The 18,467-nt window shown below is 62.7% G+C and carries 12 protein-coding genes and 1 other RNA gene; 7 read left to right on the top strand and 6 right to left on the bottom strand.

The features are described 5' to 3' along the window. Positions 1-416: 416 nt before the first annotated feature. Positions 417-2,381 carry a glycoside hydrolase family 97 protein gene (locus ABQU90_RS09510; RefSeq protein WP_323522296.1) on the bottom strand — a complete coding sequence of 655 codons (1,965 nt, stop codon included), beginning with the start codon at positions 2,379-2,381 and terminating at the stop codon, positions 417-419. 217 nt (positions 2,382-2,598) lie between these two features. On the opposite strand from ABQU90_RS09510, the gene ABQU90_RS09505 reads away from it, so the two are divergent. The 5 genes from ABQU90_RS09505 (at position 2,599) to ABQU90_RS09485 (ending at position 13,119) form a co-directional block, all read left to right on the top strand. After that, positions 2,599-6,069, top strand: a complete 3,471-nt coding sequence (locus tag ABQU90_RS09505; RefSeq protein ID WP_323522297.1) for a glycosyl hydrolase 2 galactose-binding domain-containing protein — start codon at positions 2,599-2,601, stop codon at positions 6,067-6,069. A 141-nt stretch (positions 6,070-6,210) separates the two neighbouring features. Next, positions 6,211-9,147 carry a TonB-dependent receptor gene (locus ABQU90_RS09500; protein WP_323522298.1) on the top strand — a complete coding sequence of 979 codons (2,937 nt, stop codon included), beginning with the start codon at positions 6,211-6,213 and terminating at the stop codon, positions 9,145-9,147. A 749-nt stretch (positions 9,148-9,896) separates the two neighbouring features. Further along, complete coding sequence (locus ABQU90_RS09495; protein ID WP_323522397.1) at positions 9,897-11,540, top strand: glycoside hydrolase family 6 protein; 1,644 nt, start codon at positions 9,897-9,899, stop codon at positions 11,538-11,540. Between the two features lie 331 nt (positions 11,541-11,871). Beyond that, complete coding sequence (locus ABQU90_RS09490) at positions 11,872-11,961, top strand: tryptorubin family RiPP precursor (protein ID WP_064629343.1); 90 nt, start codon at positions 11,872-11,874, stop codon at positions 11,959-11,961. 117 nt (positions 11,962-12,078) lie between these two features. Then, positions 12,079-13,119, top strand: a complete 1,041-nt coding sequence (locus ABQU90_RS09485) for a cytochrome P450 (RefSeq protein WP_323522299.1) — start codon at positions 12,079-12,081, stop codon at positions 13,117-13,119. 159 nt (positions 13,120-13,278) lie between these two features. On the opposite strand, the gene ABQU90_RS09480 is transcribed toward ABQU90_RS09485, so the two are convergent. Continuing rightward, the gene (locus ABQU90_RS09480) at positions 13,279-14,331 is read right to left on the bottom strand and encodes a LacI family DNA-binding transcriptional regulator (protein WP_311238918.1); all 1,053 of its coding nucleotides are present in this window, start codon (positions 14,329-14,331) and stop codon (positions 13,279-13,281) included. Between the two features lie 83 nt (positions 14,332-14,414). Between ABQU90_RS09480 and ABQU90_RS09475 the strand changes: the two genes are divergently transcribed. Beyond that, positions 14,415-14,490: non-coding RNA, sX9 sRNA (locus ABQU90_RS09475), on the top strand. A gap of 37 nt (positions 14,491-14,527) precedes the next feature. Here the strand turns inward: ABQU90_RS09475 and ABQU90_RS09470 are convergent. The 4 genes from ABQU90_RS09470 to ABQU90_RS09455 form a co-directional block, all read right to left on the bottom strand. Further along, a complete protein-coding gene (locus ABQU90_RS09470) occupies positions 14,528-15,946 on the bottom strand; it encodes a M20/M25/M40 family metallo-hydrolase (RefSeq protein WP_323522300.1) in 1,419 nt (472 codons plus the stop codon). 109 nt (positions 15,947-16,055) lie between these two features. After that, entirely contained in the window at positions 16,056-16,487 is a 432-nt protein-coding gene (gene mscL / locus ABQU90_RS09465; RefSeq protein ID WP_055848817.1) for a large-conductance mechanosensitive channel protein MscL, read from the bottom strand. A 61-nt stretch (positions 16,488-16,548) separates the two neighbouring features. Next, positions 16,549-17,262 (bottom strand): fumarylacetoacetate hydrolase family protein, encoded by a 714-nt coding sequence (locus ABQU90_RS09460; RefSeq protein WP_115513714.1) that lies wholly within the window; start codon positions 17,260-17,262, stop codon positions 16,549-16,551. 226 nt (positions 17,263-17,488) lie between these two features. Then, positions 17,489-17,764 (bottom strand): hypothetical protein, encoded by a 276-nt coding sequence (locus ABQU90_RS09455; protein ID WP_323522301.1) that lies wholly within the window; start codon positions 17,762-17,764, stop codon positions 17,489-17,491. Positions 17,765-18,027: 263 nt separating this feature from the next. Between ABQU90_RS09455 and ABQU90_RS09450 the strand changes: the two genes are divergently transcribed. Beyond that, complete coding sequence (locus tag ABQU90_RS09450; protein ID WP_323522302.1) at positions 18,028-18,369, top strand: Rieske (2Fe-2S) protein; 342 nt, start codon at positions 18,028-18,030, stop codon at positions 18,367-18,369. Positions 18,370-18,467: the final 98 nt, after the last annotated feature.

The raw sequence follows: 18,467 nt of genomic DNA, 5'->3' as shown, positions 1-18,467 counted from the left end.
GCATGCGGCGAACCATGCAGGCCGCGCCATCACGTCACAGGGCGAGCCGGGAAATAGCCGGCAGCGCACACCTGCGGTGAAGGTGCGCGCATCCTAAAACGTATGCTTTGCGAAAGTATTCGAAGATATTGATTGCGTGACGCCAGGCACACGGCAAGCGCAATGCGCTAAGCGGATGTCCGGTACACACGTGTGCTTGGCGATGTGCGGCGCAGTGCCGCTGCGCAACAGTGCCCACCGTCACGGTCACGGGTATGGAGCTGTGGTGTTGCAGCAATGCCCGGCTGCTATCGATCTGTCATCCCACAGGTCGAGCGCACTTGCGGGAATCGTCACTGCACAGCGTCGTCGTATCCCCACTCACCCCCTCTCCAGATGAGAGAGGGGGGTGTTGCATCGCGCCCCGAGCGCTGCGCTTACTTCTTCTGCAGCCGCACCGCTGCGCCGCCGCTTGCAGCCAGTTCCAGTTGCAGGCTGTCCTCACGGGTGAGCTTGCGGGTCTCGATGCGGACCTCGGTCGGCGCCTGGCCGTCGACGTAGATCGTTGCGGTCCAGCTACCCTTGCCCAGGAACGACAACGGCAAGCGCAACGTGCGTGCTTGCTCGTTGGTCATCGCGCCCACGTACCAGTCCTTGCCGCTGCGTCGTGCAAGCGCGATGTGCTCGCCGATCGCACCTTCCAGTGCACGTGTTTCGTCCCAGCTTGCCGGGACATCGCGCAGAAACTGCGCTGCGGGCACGTTTTCGTATTGCTCGGGGCTATCTGCCACCACTGCGAACGGACTCTCATACACCACATACATCGCCAGCTGCTGCGCACGTGTGGTCATCACTTGCGGTGCGATGTGCTGCATCTTGAACTCGGCCGGGCGCACATTGCGGAAGCCGCCCGGCGTGTAGTCCATCGGCCCGAGCAACATGCGGGTAAAAGGCAGCGTGAGGTTATGCGTGGCGGTGATGCGCGTGGTCCACTTGTTGTATTCGGCGCCAAGCACGCCTTCTTGCGTCAAATAATTGGGATAGGTGCGGGTCAGGCCGGTCGGGTGATACGCACCATGCAGGTCCACCAGCAGTTTGTGTTCGGCGGCCTTGCTCAGCAGGCGGTGATAGAAGTCCACCATCTGCTGGTCGTCGCGGTCCATGAAGTCGACCTTGATGCCCTTGATGCCGAGTTGCTGGTACCACGCCAGTGCTTCGTCCATGTGCGCATCGAGTGCACGCCAGTGCGCCCATAACCACAACCCGACATCGCGTTTACGCGCATAGGTCACCAGACCCTGCAGGTCGAGTTGCTCTACGGGGCGACGGATATCGGCATCGCTGTTGTATTGCCCGTCGCCGGTGCTGCCGTAGTACCAGCCGTCGTCGATCAACATGTATTGCAGCTTCAGCTGCTGCGCGTGATCGATGTAACGCTGGATCGTGGCAGTATTCATGCCAGGGTGTTCCACCCCGCCGGCAAGGTTGCCCGACCACCAATCCCACGCCGATTTACCCGCGCGCACCCAGCGCGCATCGAAGGCCGGCGGCGGGTTGAGCGCAGAAATCAGGTTGGATTCGATCAGGCTCGCCGGGCTGTCGCCCAGCATGATCACGCGCCACGGCGTTGCGAAATCGCGTCCCTTCGCGTCGAACGTGACCGCCAGCTTCGGTTCGTCCAGGCGCGGCGACAACTTTGCCGACACGCCCAATCCGCCATCGGCGCGGCCGGTGAGATACAGGCCTGCGTAGTCGCGCAGATTCGCCTCGCCGATCGCCAGCGTGGTGCCGCGTGCATCGGTCTGGCACACCAGCGGTAACTCAAGCAGATTGTGCGGGCGCAATTTGGACGCGGCGATGGCGTCGTACTCGCCCTCGTGGCTGGTTCCGAACCGGCCCAGGTTCAAGGTCCAGCATGGGTAGTCGCGCGGAAACGCAAAGCTGGTGAGTTCGTCGCGGATGCGTACCTCGCCGGCATCGGGCAACACATAGCGCAGTGCCACGCCATCGTCGTACGCGCGCAGTTCCACGGTGAGTCGGCGTTGTTGTTGATCGGTCAACTGCACGCGCAATTGACGATAGTGATCGCGCACCTGTTGGGTCTTGCCAACCGATAACGTGAATTTGCTGTCGTGCGTGTCGGTGCTGCTGCCCTGCACGGTCATGTTGCGGCCGAGTTTGCCGGCCTTGCCAAGATCCAGTCCGAGCGGTGCGTCGTCGAGCACTAACGTGTTGCGGTACAGCACACGATAGCTGGGGACGCCACCGTCGCGTAGCGTGAATTCCACTTCGGTACGTGCATCGGGCGATTGCACACGCAGGCTCTGCGCGGTTGCTGGCGTTGCGATCACACACAGCAATGCGCATGCCGCCGGTAGTGCGGACTGGATCAGGTTTCGCATAAGTCCCTCCTCCTGGGAACGCCAACCCTAACGCAGAAAGTGTTGTCGTCGATATCGCCTTGGGGTAACGTTACCTCGCACCATGGTCGCTGAAACAGGGGCGGCAGCCACGGGCGGCATCACTGGATACAACTGCGCTACGTCGATTGGATGTATGCCGGTTGCACAGATGTGGTGTGCACCGTTGTGTGGCAGTAGAGCTTGGGAGAGGCCTCTAATGCTGATGGTTTGCAAGGCGTTCCGCCGCGGAGCGCTGTGGCTGTTGTGTGGGTGCATTGGTTGGACCGCAGTGGAGGCTGCCCCTGCCGAGATGGCCCCGCCAGGTCCTTACGATGTCCGCGTGCTTGCGGGCGGGATGGGGTTGGCAAAGAAGTTCGCCGCCGATACGCCATTGCTCGCCGCCAACGCGGACTGGAGCATGTCGGGCTGGGTGCGCCCATCGCGTGCAATGACCGGCGCAGCGTTGATTGCCGGCATCGGCGATCCGCATGGTGCGGGCCGTTACTTTGCGATCGACAACGGCACGCTTGGCTTTGTGCAGGGCGCCGACACCGTGCTGCGGAGCAAGCAGGCGCTGGCTTCCGGCACGTGGACGCAGGTGACTGCGGTGGCACAAGGCGGCCGTTTGACGCTGTATGCCAATGGGCGACAGGTCGCCAGTGGTGCAGTGCGTCAAGCGGTGGTTACACCGGTGCTGATGTTTGGTCCGCGCGAGCAACCTGCGGCGTACACGCAACACTTTGGTGGTGAGATTGCCGACTTCGTCGCGCGATCTGGCGCGTTGGAGACAGCAGCCATTGCGCAGCTTGCAGCGCATGCGCCCGACCCGGCGCTGCAACGGTTTGAAGATGCATCGCCGGCATGGCCGGTGCAGGTCAAGCAGATGGCCGGCCAGTTGGCGCCGCAGGCCGCATCCACCTTGCCGCGCAGCACCGCTGCGTTTTCTGCACCGGTTGCCAAGCCGACGCAGGCCGCGCCTGCATTGCAGCCGCTGGAGGATGCAGCCTGGCGCGTCGGTGCGTGGCAGTTGGCCGCTGCGCCGGAGCTTGGCCAGGCCACGGGTGCGACGCTGTCACGCAGCGATGCGGACGCCGGCAATGCCGCCTGGCGTGTGGCGACGGTGCCGGGCACGGTGCTCACCACGTTGGTCGATCGCGGCGTGTATCCGGACCCGGATATCGGCCTCAATAACATGGCCATTCCCGAATCGCTGAGCCGCCACGACTGGTGGTACCGCAGCAGTTTCGATCTGCCTGCAGCCGCACAAGGCAAGCGGCTGGAGTTGCTGTTCAACGGCATCAACTATGCCGGCGAAATCTGGGTCAACGGCACCCGGGTCGGGCGCACCCGCGGTGCATTTGCACGCGGTCGCTTCGATGTCAGCAAGCAGCTCAGAGCCGGCCGCAATGTCATTGCGGTGCGCGTCTCGCCACCGCCGCATCCGGGTATCGCACACGAACAATCGATGACGGCGGGCGTTGGCGAAAACGGCGGTATGCAGGCGCTGGACGGGCCAACGTTTATCGCCAGCGAAGGCTGGGACTGGATTCCTGCAGTGCGCGATCGCAATGCCGGTCTGTGGCAGGACGTGCAACTGCACGCCAGCGGGCCGGTGACCATCGGCGACACCCAGGTAGTGACGGCGCGCCTGGCACCGGATCATCGTCGTGCCGAACTCGAAGTCACTGTGCCGCTGCGCAACGAGAGCGGCGCTGCCGTGCAAAGCAATGTGCAGTTGGCCATCGGCGATGTGCGCATCCAGCGTCAGGTCAACGTGCCCGCTGGCGGCAGTACGCTCAAGTTCACCGCAGCCGACACGCCGCAGCTGGTCATCGCCAATCCGCGCTTGTGGTGGCCCAACGGTTATGGCGAGCCGGCGCTGTATTCGCTGCAGGTTGGCGTCGATGTGGCCGGTGCGCGATCGGACGCACAGCAGCTGCGCTTCGGCATTCGCGAGGTGACCTACGAACTGTCCCTGTTCGACGAAGACGGCGCGCTGCGCCGGGTGCTGGTCGATCTCAACCAGGCACGCCAACGTGGCGAGCGCATCGTCGATATACGGCATGAGGCGATCCGCGCGGTACCAGGCGGCAAGGCGCAATCGTTGTATCCGGGCGCACTGGCGTCGCCGGCAGTGCAGCAACTGCAAGACACCACGCTGGCGCCGCATCTGGTGCTGCGCATCAACGGGGTGCGTATTGCAGTCAAGGGCGGCAACTGGGGCATGGACGACTGGCGCAAGCGCGTCTCGCGCGAGCGGCTGGAGCCGTACTTCCGCCTGCAGCGCGACGCGCATTTCAACGTGGTGCGCAATTGGGTGGGGCAGAACACCGAAGCCAGCTTCTTCGATCTGGCCGACGAATACGGCATGTTGGTGCTCAACGACTTCTGGCAGTCCACCCAGAACTACAACATGGAGCCGGCCGATGCGGCATTGTTCCTGGACAACGCTGCTGAGGTGATCAAACGCTTCCGCAATCATCCGTCCATCGTGTTGTGGTTCGGGCGCAACGAGGGCGTGCCTGCGCCCATCCTCAACGAAGGCTTGGACAAACTGGTTGCCGACCTCGATGGCACGCGCTGGTATACGGGCAGTTCCAACGAGGTGAATCTGCAGGGCAGCGGGCCGTATAACTATCGCGAGCCGGTTGCCTACTTCACTGCGTTGGCACAGGGCTTTTCGGTGGAAGTGGGCACGCCGTCGTTCTCCACGCTGGAGTCGTTCAAGGCCTCGGTGCCTGCAGTCGGCGACCAGTGGCCGATCAGCGATGCCTGGGCGTATCACGACTGGCATCAGTCCGGGAATGGCGACACCGCCAGTTTCATGCGGTCGCTGACCGACAAGCTGGGCGCGCCGACCAGCCTGGAGGATTTCGAACGTAAGGCGCAGCTGCTCAACTACGACACCCACCGCGCCATCTTCGAAGGCTTCAATGCGCAGCTGTGGACCAAGAACAGTGGGCGCCTGTTGTGGATGAGTCACCCGGCGTGGCCCAGCAACATGTGGCAAATCTATAGCCACGATTACGACACCCATGCCGCGTACTACGGTGTGCGCAACGCCGCGGAAACCTTGCATGTGCAGATGAATCTGCCTGGTCACGAGGTAGTGGTGGTCAACAACGCGGCCGAGCCGGTGCGCGGCTTGCGCGTGCGTGCAGAGGTCTACGGCAGCGACGGCAAACTGCTGCAGCAGCGCGAACAGGCACTGGATGCGGCCGCAGTTGCGGTCTCTGCGCCGGTGCTGCAATTGGCACCGTTGCTCAAGGACACCAATGGCCTGGGGTTTGTGCGCCTGCAATTGCTCGACCGCGACGCGGTGGTGCGCTCGCGCAACTTCTATTGGGTGGCGCGCGATGCTGCCGCCATGCGCGGGCTGGATGCGCTGGCCAAGGTGCCGCTGCAGCTGACCACGCAAGTACGCGACGCGGCCGAGCCGGTGTTGCGCGCCAGCGTGCGCAATGCATCGCAACAGGTGGCACTCAACACCAAGTTGACCCTGGTGGATGCGCAAGGCCAACGCATCCTGCCGGCGTACTACAGCGACAACTACCTGAGCCTGGTGCCGGGCGAGCAGCGCGAGGTGGAAATCCGTGGCCCGTCTGCGGACACCTTGCGCAACGCCACGCTGCAAGTGCGTGGCTGGAATTTCGAACCATCAACCGGCGCTGCCAACGGGCTTCCGTAGCAGCGCCAGCACGTTGCCACGCCGTGCACGTGCACGGCGTCTGCACTGACGCGCCGATCGGCGCGTCATCCAACACTGCAGTGCCCCCCGGCATTGCCATTCGAAACGCTCGTGGATTGTCGTCATCCCTGGGAGGGGACCATGAACAAACTGCATCGCAGTACGCGTCACACCCCGCTGGCCGCCGCGCTGGCGGCTGCACTCACTTTGGTCGCGGCAACTGCCGCGGCGCAGGAAGCCGGCAGCACCGCCGGCGTCACCGAGTTGGACAAGGTCATGGTCAAGGGCGTGCGCGGTGCGCAGGCCGAGGCCATCGAAAACAAGCGCACCGCCGCGCAGATCATCGACTCGATCTCGGCCGAAGATATCGGCAAGCTGCCCGACGTCACCATCACCGATTCGCTGCAGCGCGTGCCCGGCGTACAGATCCGTCGCTCGGCCGGCGAGGGTTCGCAGCTCAACATCCGCGGCATGCCGCAGGTGCAGACCACGATGAACGGCGAACTATATCTGAGCGCCGGTGGCGGCGACCAGTTCGGCCAACCGAATATCGGCCGCGCCCAACCGGATTTTGTCGACATCCCACCGACGTTGTTCAGCGGCGTGGATGTGATCAAGTCGCCCACCGCCGCCGATCTGGATGGCGGCATCAGCGGCACGGTGTCGCTCAAGACACGCCGCCCGTTCGATCTGCCCGAAGGCTGGACCTTCAGCGGCCAGGCCGAAGGGTCCTACGGCGATCGCGTGCAGGAACTCAACGAGTTGTACTCGGGGTTGGCCAGCTTCCGCACCGAGCGCTGGGGTGCGTTGCTGGCGGTGTCGTACTCGGATGCCACGCTGGAAAACAAGCACCCCAGCGTGTATTCCAACGGCGCGCAGAAATCGACCGAGCAGAATGTAGGCTTCGACTTCAACGGCGACGGCCGCATCGGCAGCAATACCGATCCGTCCAACCTGCCGCGCGACTACTTCTACAACTGGGTCGCCACCGAACTGGATAACCGCAGCACCGACCGCCAGCGCACCGGCGTCAACGGCTCGTTCCAGTTCAACATCAACGACTCCTGGACGGTGCTGGCCGATGCGGCCTACACCAAGCTCGAAGACCACGACACGTCGGTGGCCGCGCAGCTGCACACCGGCTGGGCAACCAATCAGTTGCAGCCGGGATCGGTGGTCGATTCCAATGGCGTGCTCGAATACGGCCAGTTCCGCTACAACCGCTTCCAGGCACACTCGATGGCGGGCGTCGCCGATTCGGATTCGCTCAACACCAACCTGGAGCTGCGCTTCGATGACGGCGGCCCGTTCCGTGCGTCGTTCCGCTGGGTGCATGGCGATGCGCAGCGCACCTACGACGAAGCGCGCGCCGATGCGGTGGTGACACGTGGCGATCAGATCACGCGTGCCGGCGGCGTCACCCAATGGGCGAACGCGAACGGCTTGCCGGTGGTCGATGCTTCGGTGGATTTCCGCGGCAGCTACCCGGCGGTCAACCTCGGCACCGATGTGTCCAACCCGGACAACTGGCAGCTGATGTCCACCTGGGCGCAGGGCAACAAGATCGAAGCCACGATGGATGCATTCCGCGCCGATGGCACCTTCGAGTTCGACGAAGGCGTGGTGCGCGGCTTCCAGTTCGGCATTCGCTATGGCGAGCGCGAGGTCAAGCTGGACACCTATCGCTACTTGTCGCCGGTGTCGACTACCTGTGCAGACCCCAACCGTTCGCTGTACTACTTCAAGGACCCGCTGATCGTCGACACCTGCAGCGGCGTGTCCGAAGCACGTCTGCTGCCGTTCAATTCGATCCCCGGCTACTGGGCGTACTTCAACGACTTCGATCCGCTCAAGGTCACCGGCCTGGGCAGCCAGGGCCTGCCGGCGATCAACCCACAGGTCATGAAAGACCCGGTGGCCTATCTCAACAGCCTGTATCCGGGCAACGTGGCCTATCAGCAGGCTGCCGATTCGTACAAGGTGACCGAAAAAAGCACCGCAGCGTATTTTCTGGCGAATCTGGAGGGCGGCACCGGCAGTGCGGTGCCGTGGACGGCCAATATCGGCGCACGCATCGTGCAGACCAAACTCGCCATCGATCAGTATCTGAGCAGCGGCAATGTGTTTATCGGCAATGTCGAATGGAATGGCGTCAGCCCGGCGATCGGTACCAATCGTCTGAATCGTCAGTACACCGATGTATTGCCTACCGCCAACCTGTCGCTGGATATCACCGACGCGCAGAAACTGCGCTTTGCCTACAACAAGGCGGTGGCGCGTCAGGATCTGCCCGACCTTGGCCGCGGCCTGGTGAGCTTCTACGCCGTCAATGGCACGCCGCCGCGTAACCCTGCGCTGCCTTCCGATGCGGTGCTGTTCCTCAATGGCCGTTCGGGTAATCCGGATCTGGATCCGTATCGCGCCACCAACTACAACGCATCGTGGGAATGGTATTTCTCCGATGCGTCGTTGCTCAGCGTGGGCGCGTTCCTGATCGACGTGAAGTCGTTCCCCACCACGGTGACCAACATCGAACTGTTGCCCGACGCCGATGGCGTGGCGCGGCTTGGCGGCCCGGTGGAGCGCATCGTCAATGGCGGTGGCGGCAAGATCAAGGGCTTCGAAATCGGCTATCAACAGGCTTTCGATTTTCTGCCGGGTTGGTTGAGCGGTTTCGGTACCAACATCAACTACACCTTCTCCGATGCAGATACCGACAACACCGATATCGAAGGCAATACGCTTCCGATCGGCGACAACTCCAAGCATCAGGCCAACGCGGTGCTGTGGTATCAGAAGGACAAGTTGCAGGCGCGGGTGGCCTACAACTGGCGCAGCAAGCGGTTCAGTCAGGTCAACAGCGGGGCGTGGGGCGACGAGCTGGCGATCTGGAACGACGATGTCGGCTATCTGGATGCATCCCTCAGCTACGACGTCAACGATCATCTGACGCTGTACGCCCAGGCCACCAACCTCACCGGCGAAAGCGAGCGGCGTTACGCGCAGTGGACCAACCACTACTACGATCAAAACATCTTCGAGCGTCGTTACTACGCAGGTCTGCGTCTGCGCTTTTGATGTGATGTCCTGATGTGATGTCTCGATGTGCGACACGGCGCACCCCCGCGTCGTGTCGCACATGATCTTCTGTTGTCCCTCTCCAAGCGGTCATTTCGCTTTCTTCCCGTCACCGGCGTGCCGGTGCTGCAAGACGCCCGACGGCAACGTCGAGCACCCTCCCATTCGGCTGCATCGTCGGGAAGCGATGCGGCCGTTTTTTTTGTGCGTGATGGCACATACATTTGTGTAGTAATGCCTGCAGTCGAAATATGAGTGCGGGCATTATCTGGATCTGTGCCCAAACGCAATGTTTGGCGATTGCGTCTACCGGATATGCAGCGTAGTTTCCGCATGGCGAACTCACCACCCCGTTCGCAGGCACAGCATCCCATGCTGATCGCTCATTCGCTCCCTGGAGATACTCCGCAAATCACGGAGGCAACTGTCGCAACGAGAATATCGATGCGAGCGCGTTAGCTTCCAACGAATTCGAGGTCTTAGGTAATGTCTCGGGACACAAGCGAGCCATTGGCTTGAGTGTCTTTGTGTGGACATTACCGACGTCATGCTATGCAAATGCTCTTCGGCGGGACGCCGACGGAGCGTGTTTGAGTGGCTCTAGACATCTCTGATGGGTGCCCTGAAGAGGAACAAAGCAGGCCAAAAAAGGCAGTGCTTCATTGATTTTCGAATAAACACCATCCGATAAAAATAAGGTGAATCTCATGAAATCCAGTCAGGGCATCCGTCGTAACCTCACGCGCTCGATGGCGTTATCGCTGTTGGCGTTAAATCCGTTATTTGTCGCCAGCGTCTGCGCGCAGGTGCATGTCGATAATCCCTTCGTCGGCGCGAGCGGTTATGTGAATCCCGATTACGCCAAGAAAGTCGATGCATCGATCGCGAAGGTGAAAGGCGCGCCGCTGAAAGCCAAGATGGGCGTGGTGAAGGCCGTTCCCACCGCAGTCTGGCTGGATCGCATTGCCGCGATTGCCGGCGGATCGCAGAATGCCGGTCGGCTTGGCTTGAGGGGGCATCTGGATGCCGCATTGGCACAGAAGAAAGCCAACACGCCGATTACTGCCAGCTTTGTCATCTACGATTTGCCAGGCCGCGATTGTCACGCATTGGCGTCCAACGGCGAATTGCCGCTGACCCCGGCGGCGCTGGAACGCTACAAGAAAGAATATATCGACGTCATTGCAGCGATCTTTGCGGATCCGAAATACAAGGATATCCGCATCGTCAATGTGATCGAGCCCGATAGCCTGCCCAATCTGGTCACCAACTTTAATGACATGCGTTGCGCGCTGGCCAATTCCACGGGAATTTACGAAGAGGGCATCAAGTACGCACTCAACAAGCTGCACGCCGTTCCCAATACCTACAACTACCTGGATATCGGTCACTCGGGTTGGTTGGGCTGGGATAGCAACCGCGGTCCGTCGATTTCGCTATATACCCGTGTGGTCCAGGGAACGAACGCCGGGCTGGCAAGCGTCGACGGTTTTGTCACCAATACCGCCAATACCACGCCATTGAACGAACCCAATTTACCCAATCCCGATTTGAGCGTGAATGGGCAGCCGATCAGGTCGTCGAAATACTACGAATGGAATCCGTATTTCGACGAGGCCGATTTCACCCAGGCGCTGTACAACGGTTTTGTCGGCGCGGGTTGGCCCAGCACGATCGGTTTTATCGTCGATACCGGCCGGAATGGGTGGGGCGGTCCGAATCGTCCTGCCAGCGCGTCCGGCAGCGACATCAACACGTACGTCAATACCGGTCGCATCGATCGTCGCCTCCATCGCGGCAACTGGTGCAATCAAAGCGGAGCAGGGATCGGGGTGCTCCCCGTCGCAGCGCCTGGGCCGCATCTGGATGCGTATGCGTGGGTCAAGCCGCCGGGTGAGTCCGATGGCTCCAGTACCCTCATTTCGAATAACGAGGGCAAGGGCTTCGATCGGATGTGCGACCCGACCTACACCACGGCCGATGGCGTGTTGACCGGCTCACTCGCCGGCGCGCCGATCTCCGGCGCGTGGTTCCATAACCAGTTCGTCGAGCTGGTGAACAACGCCTACCCGGTGATCGCAACCGCCAGCACCGCGGTGGCTACCTTTGCACCGATCGCGGCGCCGAGCGCAACGCGCGGCCTCACCGCCACCGTCGGCGACAGCCGGGTCAAGCTGAGCTGGTCGCCGGTGCTGGGAGCAACCAGCTACACGGTGCTGCGTCGCGCAGGTGCCGCGGGTGCGTTCACCACGGTCGGTTCCAATGTTGCAGCGGCCTCGTATGTCGATCAGTCCGTCGCCAATGGCGCGGACTACGACTACGTGGTCACCGCAAATAGCGCGGCCGGGACCAGTGCGCCATCGGCTGTGGTGCGTGCCAAGCCGACCAGGTGATGTGCGCGGTGGACACCGGTACGCCGGTGTCCACCCGTCATGGACGGCACGCGTGGCCGCGATGACAGCATCGCTGTGGTGACCTGATGATGTGGTGAACCCATGGCGGCCATCTGGCCGCCATGGTCGTTTGTGCGAAATGCGAAGTCATGTACGTCAAAGCGTGCAGTGCGGCAATGCGTTGCTGCAGGGTGAGGAATCTGTGCGCGCACGCAATGTTCTTCCCTGATCTCGGGGCGTAGCTTGGTGTGGCGAGCGTTACCATGGTCGCTCGCGTCACGCTTGACCGATTGTGCGAACGCCCATCAGGGCAAACCACTCCCCAAACAGGATGTCGCTCATGAAGATGCTGTTCTCGCTCAAAAACCTGTTGGCTTCCAAGAAAAGTCTGAAGTCCTACGCTTGGTACATCTGGTACTGAGCGCACTGACAAGCGCGGTAAAAGTCGCCGTGTTCTCAGTGTGATGTTGGTCATGCTCGCCCGCGCGAGGTAAGCGTTTTGCCGGACGCGGGCGTCAACGATAGCAAGGCGATCGTCATGTCTTCAGTCAGTAACGCAGGTTTGGACAGGACGACCGTGTTCGCGCCGCGGTTGCTGGCGCTGCTGCGTGAGCACATGGGCAAGGAGGTATTTCGGCTGGATGGGGATACCGTCGGTGTTGCCGGGCCGCTGTTGACGCATCGGTTGCTGGCTGCACGTCTGGCAACCGAAGGTGAGCGGCCGACCTTCAAGCCGCTGCAAGGGCAATCGATCGCACGCACGCATGCTTCCAAACTGATGCAGGCCATCGGGCGCGATGTACGCGAGGCATTGAAGCGCCCCATCGACGTAGACGTGGATCTGTCCGGCCCATGGCCGCATGTAGGGCACGTGTATCTGCGCGATCTGCTGCTGGGTGGCGACCCGCTGCGCCTGCGTCTGTTGATGGACCGCAGCCTGGAGCTGACACCCAAGTTGACCTGGGCGCTTATCGCGGCAAGCGCAATCAGGCCGCTCACACTGCAGGCCAACGCGTCGGCGCTTGCGACAGTGACTGCTGCCGCAGACGGCTACGATGCGCGCCGCTTCGCCATGGGCTTGTATCGACGAACCGCCGCGCCGGTGTGCTTCACTATTTCCACGTTGGTCGCCAACGCACTGTGGCTGGGATCGCCCTTCGATCCTGCCAGTTCAAGCCGAAACATCATCTACGAATCGCTGCGTCTGTTGCCGCCCTCCTGGAACATCTTGCGCAACGCATCGCCGGAATATCCGCTACTCGATCCCCGCATCGGTGTGCAAGACGATGTGTTGGTATTGCCACTCCTAAGCCACCGCGATCCTGCGCTGTGGGATGCACCCGATGAATTTCGTCCGGAGCGCTGGGACCAGCTGGATCCCGATCAGCAGCCCGGCTATCTCCCGTTCGGGCACGCGTCGGAACGCTGTTGGGGCAGGCACATGGTGATGCCCCTGGCCGAGCAGTTATTGGACAGCGTGCGCCGTCAGGGATTGGCCGTCAGCCCGCGGCAGCGCCAGGCGCAGGTGCCGTTGGCGGGGCTGCTCGGTGTGTCTGAGGTCGATGTCGTGCGTTGCTAGCGTTACGCAACTCGCTTGCCTGCATGCACGCCGCAGCGAGCGCATTGCAGCGGTACGGCTCAGACACCCGAAAGGTGCTGCCGATAGCGCGCACACGCACACGCCACACTCGCAGCGTCCAGCGTCATCCCAACCGCTCCACATTCGCGCGCTAGCGTGTCATTCCCGGGGCGGCCCAGCCGTCGAGCCGCGCTTGACCAGGGTGTACTTCATCACCTGATGCACGCCCTGCGCGGCATCGCCCTTGCGCCGCTGACGAATCGCATCTGCAAGCAAGGACACTGCCGCGCGTCCCATCGCGGTCACCGGTTGATGCACGGTGGTGAGTTCTGGCCATATGGTGGTTGCCACCGGCGTGTCGTCGAAACCGGCCACCGAAACATCTTCCGGTACACGCAGGCCCAGTCCGTGCGCGACCGCAACCGCGGCAGCCGCCATGTCGTCGTTGCTGCAGAAAATCGCCGTCGGTGGTTTGGGGTGTGCCAGCAGGCTGCGCGCGGCGAGCAATCCCGAGTGATAGGTAAACAATCCGTCGGCGATCAGGGTCTCTGTAATCTCCAATCCTGCAGCCTGCAAACTGTCGAGATAGCCGTTCGCGCGCAGCGCGCTCGGTGTGTGTTTGGGATCGCCCTTGATCAGCGCGATGCGGCGGTGCCCGAGTTCGATCAGATGCGCGACGATAGCGCGCGCGGCCTGATAGTCATCGATGCGCACCGAGCTGATTTGCGCCATCGGCGCGCCGCTGGCCACCGCCACCACAGGGATGCCGCGTGCATCCAGTTCGCTGATGGTCTGGCGCGAATCGCACAACGGTGGCGGCAGGATCACGCCGTCAACACCGGCCGCGAGCAAACGCTCGGTGGCTGCGCGCTGGCTACGGATGGCGCCGCATTTTTCCACCAGCACCTGGCTGCCGTTGAGACTGCTTTGCTCCAGCAGCCCGAGCATGAATTGATTGAGATACGCAGCGCTGGGGTTGCTGTACAGCACGCCGATACGCAATAGCCCGCTGGTGCGCAGCGAGCGGCCGGCAAGATTGGGGCGATAGCCCAAGGCCTGCACCGAGGCTTCCACGCGCACCCGCATGTCCTGCCCGACATGCGGGTGCCGGTTGATGACGCGCGAGGCAGTCATCGGCGAGACGCCGGCATGTTTGGCGACATCCAGCAACGTCGCCGCGGTGTTCGCACTAAGTTGCCGCTTGACCGCCATCGTGTGTGCTCGTCCTGGAGTAAGAGCAGCTAACAAAAGGACTGCGCGGCTAGCAGACGGGCGCGACCGGTGCTCGGTGCGGCATGTACCACTTGTACACACCGGTTCCTCCGCGCCGCCCACACCCACCTGACCACCGCTCGCTACGTTTTGCTAGCCGCTTTAAAAAACGCGTTCGCAGCGCTGCGTTGCCAGATTACTCGTTCGGCGGTTGCACAACTTTCGCGCGGCTGCCGAAATCGCCATCGGCTTCGGCCGCCAGATACGCAAAGACGGTGTAGGCGGCAACATTCTGCGCGAGCGCCTTCGGGTCGATCTTGTCCAGCGTGTCGTCGGCGGTGTGGTGCAGGTCGAAGTAGTCGGTGCCATCCTGCGCCAGCCATGCCCATGCGCCACCCTTGGCAGAGATCGGGCCGACATCGGGGCCGGGGCCGCCCTTGCTAGGCTCATACGCGATGCCGAGCGGAGCCAGCACCTCGGAAATCTGCTTGGTTGCTGCGCGCGACGCTTCCGGCGCAGCCGAGCCGGTGTTGAATGCATAGATGCGCCCGGCACCGAAGTCGCTCTCCGCGCCGATCTGATGCAGCGCCATGTCCTTGGCATTCTTGCCGTGCGCGGCCGCATAGGCCTTGCCGCCGTAAAGCCCTTGTTCTTCGTTGGCGAAGGCCACCACGCGGATGCTGCGCTTGGGCGCCTGCTTGAGCTGCCCGATCAAATGCCCAGCGGCCATGGTGATGGCCACGCCTGCGCCATCGTCGATCGCACCGGTGCCCAGATCCCAGGAATCCAGATGCCCGCCGATCACCACCACTTCTTTGGGCTTGCTGCGCCCGGTGATCTCGCCGATCACGTTGTACGAGGTCGCGGTGCCGTCCCAACCGCAATCCAGCGCCAGCCGGATACGGGTGGTGCCCAACGCGGCAAGACGTGCCAGCTGGTTGGCATCGGGTACCGACAAGGCGGCGGCGGGCACCGGTGTCAGGCCCTCATCGAACCGGGTGATGCCGGTATGCGGCACGCGATGCGAATCGGTGCCGGCCGAGCGCATTACAAAGCCGATCGCGCCCTTGCGAATCGCTTCGGACGGACCCTTGCTGCGCACCGCGCCGCCATTGCCATAGTCCTTGCCATCGCGCGCCTTGACCATCTGATAATCGACAAACGCGATCTTGCCGGTCAGCGATCCTGCAGGCGCTGCCTGCAACGCGGCCAGGGTGTCGAAGCGCACTACCTCACCTTCGACGCTGCCACCCGGGCTGCCGCCCAATGCGGTGATGGTCAACGGTTGCGCGTGTGCACCCAGCACCGCAGCGTGTTCGCTACGACGTTCCCACTTGGGAAAGGTCACCGGCTCGGTCCACACCTTGTCGAAGCCCAGCGACTGGAATTTGGCTTTGGCCCACGCGACCGCGCGCGGATCGGCGTCGCCACCGGCAATGCGCGGACCCACTTCGGTGGTGAGCGATTCCACCACTGCAAAGCCGGTGGTGTCGGCCAGGGCCTGCTCGCGCAACTGCGCAGCGGTGCGCAGCGCGCTGTCGGCAAGGGTGGTCTGTGCGGCAAGCGCGGGGGAACAGGCGAGCAGGGCGGAGATGGCAACAGCGAGGCGACGCATGCAGGGCGGCTCCAACGACAAGGGGGACCCCGAGCTTATCAGCGGCAGGTCCCCCGTCTGCGTGCGAAAAGTCATCCTTGTGCGCGAAGCGCACGCTGGATGTGTCCGCTTACAGCGTGCTCGGCGGCTTGAGCGTGTCGTTTTTCAGCGAGTCGCGAATCTCGCGCAGCAACAGCACTTCTTCGCTCGGGCCTTTGGGAGCGTCCGGCTTGCGCTGGGTGAGGCGATTGATCAGCTTGACCACCAGAAAGATCGCGAAGGCAATGATCACGAACTGCACGACGGTGTTGATGAAGTCGCCATAGCCGATCGCCACGGCCGGAATGTCCTTGCCGGTGGCATCGACGCCGGCGGGTTTGAGCACCCACGCCAACCTCGAAAAATCCACATTGCCGATGGCCCAGCCGATCGGCGGCATGATGATTTTTTCCACCAGCGCGGTGACGATCTTGCCGAACGCCGCGCCGATGACCACACCGACCGCAAGATCGACGACGTTGCCGCGCATTGCGAATTGCTTGAATTCGCTGACCATTCCCATAACGCACTCCAGAGGCGGACGCGGACCGACTGCCGCTGCGCCGATCCTAGCCCGGCCGATGTCAGCCCGCGATGATGCCGTGGCGTTCGGCCACATTTTCCAGGCGCGCACTGAACTGATCGCCCGGCAGCAACGGACCGACGCCAGCCGGTGTACCCATGAAGATCAGATCGCCTGCGCGCAGTGCATACAGCTTGGATAGCTCATGCAGAATTTCCGGCACGTTCCAGATCATCTGATCCAGCAACGATTGCTGACGTACCTGTCCGTTGACTTCCAGCGACAGGTTCAACGCATCCAGTGCACCCACTTCGCCGGCGTGCACCAACTCGCTGATCGGTGCGGAATGATCGAAGCCCTTGGCGGTGTCCCACGGCAGGCCCTTGGCCTTGGCCGCGGCCTGCAGATCGCGACGGGTCAGATCCAGACCCACGCCATAGCCATAGATCAGGCCTTCGGCTTGATCCACGGGCAACTCACCAGCTGGTGCATCGCTCCCCAGCGCCACCACCAGCTCCACTTCGTGGTGCAGCTCCTTGGTGCCGGGCGGGTAGGGGATCTGGTCGCCGTGACCAACCACGATGGCGTCGGCAGGCTTCATGAAAAAGGTTGGCTGGCCACGCTCGGCCTTGGACGCTGGCGCGGTGGCGCCCATCTCGCGCGCGTGATCGGCAAAGTTACGGCCCACGCAGTAGATGCGGTGCACCGGAAAGTTGCCGCCACCCACCACCGGAATGCGCGGAACATCGGCAGCGGGAATCACATCGTCAGTCATGCACGCATCCTCGGAACGGGACACGTGAGTCTAGCCGCTTGGCCGTGTACGACGGAACCTTCAGTGCTGAAGTGAGCGGCAGGGCACCCGTTCGCAGCTCAATATCGTCGGCCGATCGGCGACCCAAAACGCACATCGGCATGCTTGCAGGCATGCCGATTGAATGTGTCGACGATGTAGAACCCGCTGCGAGGTGCGTCGGGTGTGCCGCACGAGCGCGACGCGCTCAGTGCGACATCGGCAGCGCGGGTTTGCGCACCACGCGGTATTCGGCCTCGACCACGCGCGCTTGCTGCGTGGTGCGTCGGTTCGACTTGCTCAACAGTTTCCAGGCGACGCCGCCCAGAATCATCGCCGCGCCGACGAACACACTGAAGAAGATCAGCACCGCAAGGATCACCAGGCCGGCGAGACCCGCCGCAACGCGCACCAACGGGTGGCGCGGCTTGCGTGGCGCAAACAGGTGATGGAGGTTGCCGAATTGGAAGAAGCGTGCAGGCATGGCGGTGGGCTGCCGGGCAGGAAACAAGCGCGCAGTATCGTTGCGGTTTCATGTCATTGAGTGAAAAGTTCGTTAATTCGATGGGCGTTTTGTTAAATCCATCACGTTGTATGTGCTGGACGGGGTCTGCGGTCGTGCCCGGATCGCCGTCGCTACCTGGTCAGCTCGCAGATGGGGCGGTCATCGACAAGGCGTTGTACCTCGCGCAGCGGCGGTGCGGGCGCATGCCACAATCGGTGATCGTTCTTGCGCAGTCGTTGCCCATGCCATCGTCCTCACCGACCACGCTCGCCAGCTTGGCGCAGATTCCTGATGCCGGATTTCTGGAAGTGGAAGCAGCGTGGGAAGACGGCCTGGAGTCGCTGGTGCTGTATCGCGAAGGTGCGCAGGTGCGTGCGTGGTTGAACGTCTGCCCGCATGCCGGACGCAGGCTGGATTGGGCGCCGGGTCAGTTCCTCAAGACCAAGGACGGCTATCTGGTCTGCGCTGCGCACGGCGCCGCGTTCGAGCTCGTCGCGGGCGAATGCATCAGCGGCCCCTGTCGTGGTCAATCGTTGGTGGCAGTGCCGGTACGCATCGACGGCGAGCACGTGCTGCTCGGATAACGGCCGACAACGCGGCCGCGCCGCAGCCCGATAGCGGGCGCGGCCGGTGCCTGCTGCGATGCAGATCGACGACGTGCCATTGCAGGCAGGTTGGTGTG

The organism is Xanthomonas sp. WHRI 10207 (assembly GCF_040202975.1).
Lineage (GTDB): Bacteria > Pseudomonadota > Gammaproteobacteria > Xanthomonadales > Xanthomonadaceae > Xanthomonas.
Note: the sequence above shows the minus strand (reverse complement) of the source record. Positions and strands in the feature narration are given on the sequence as shown.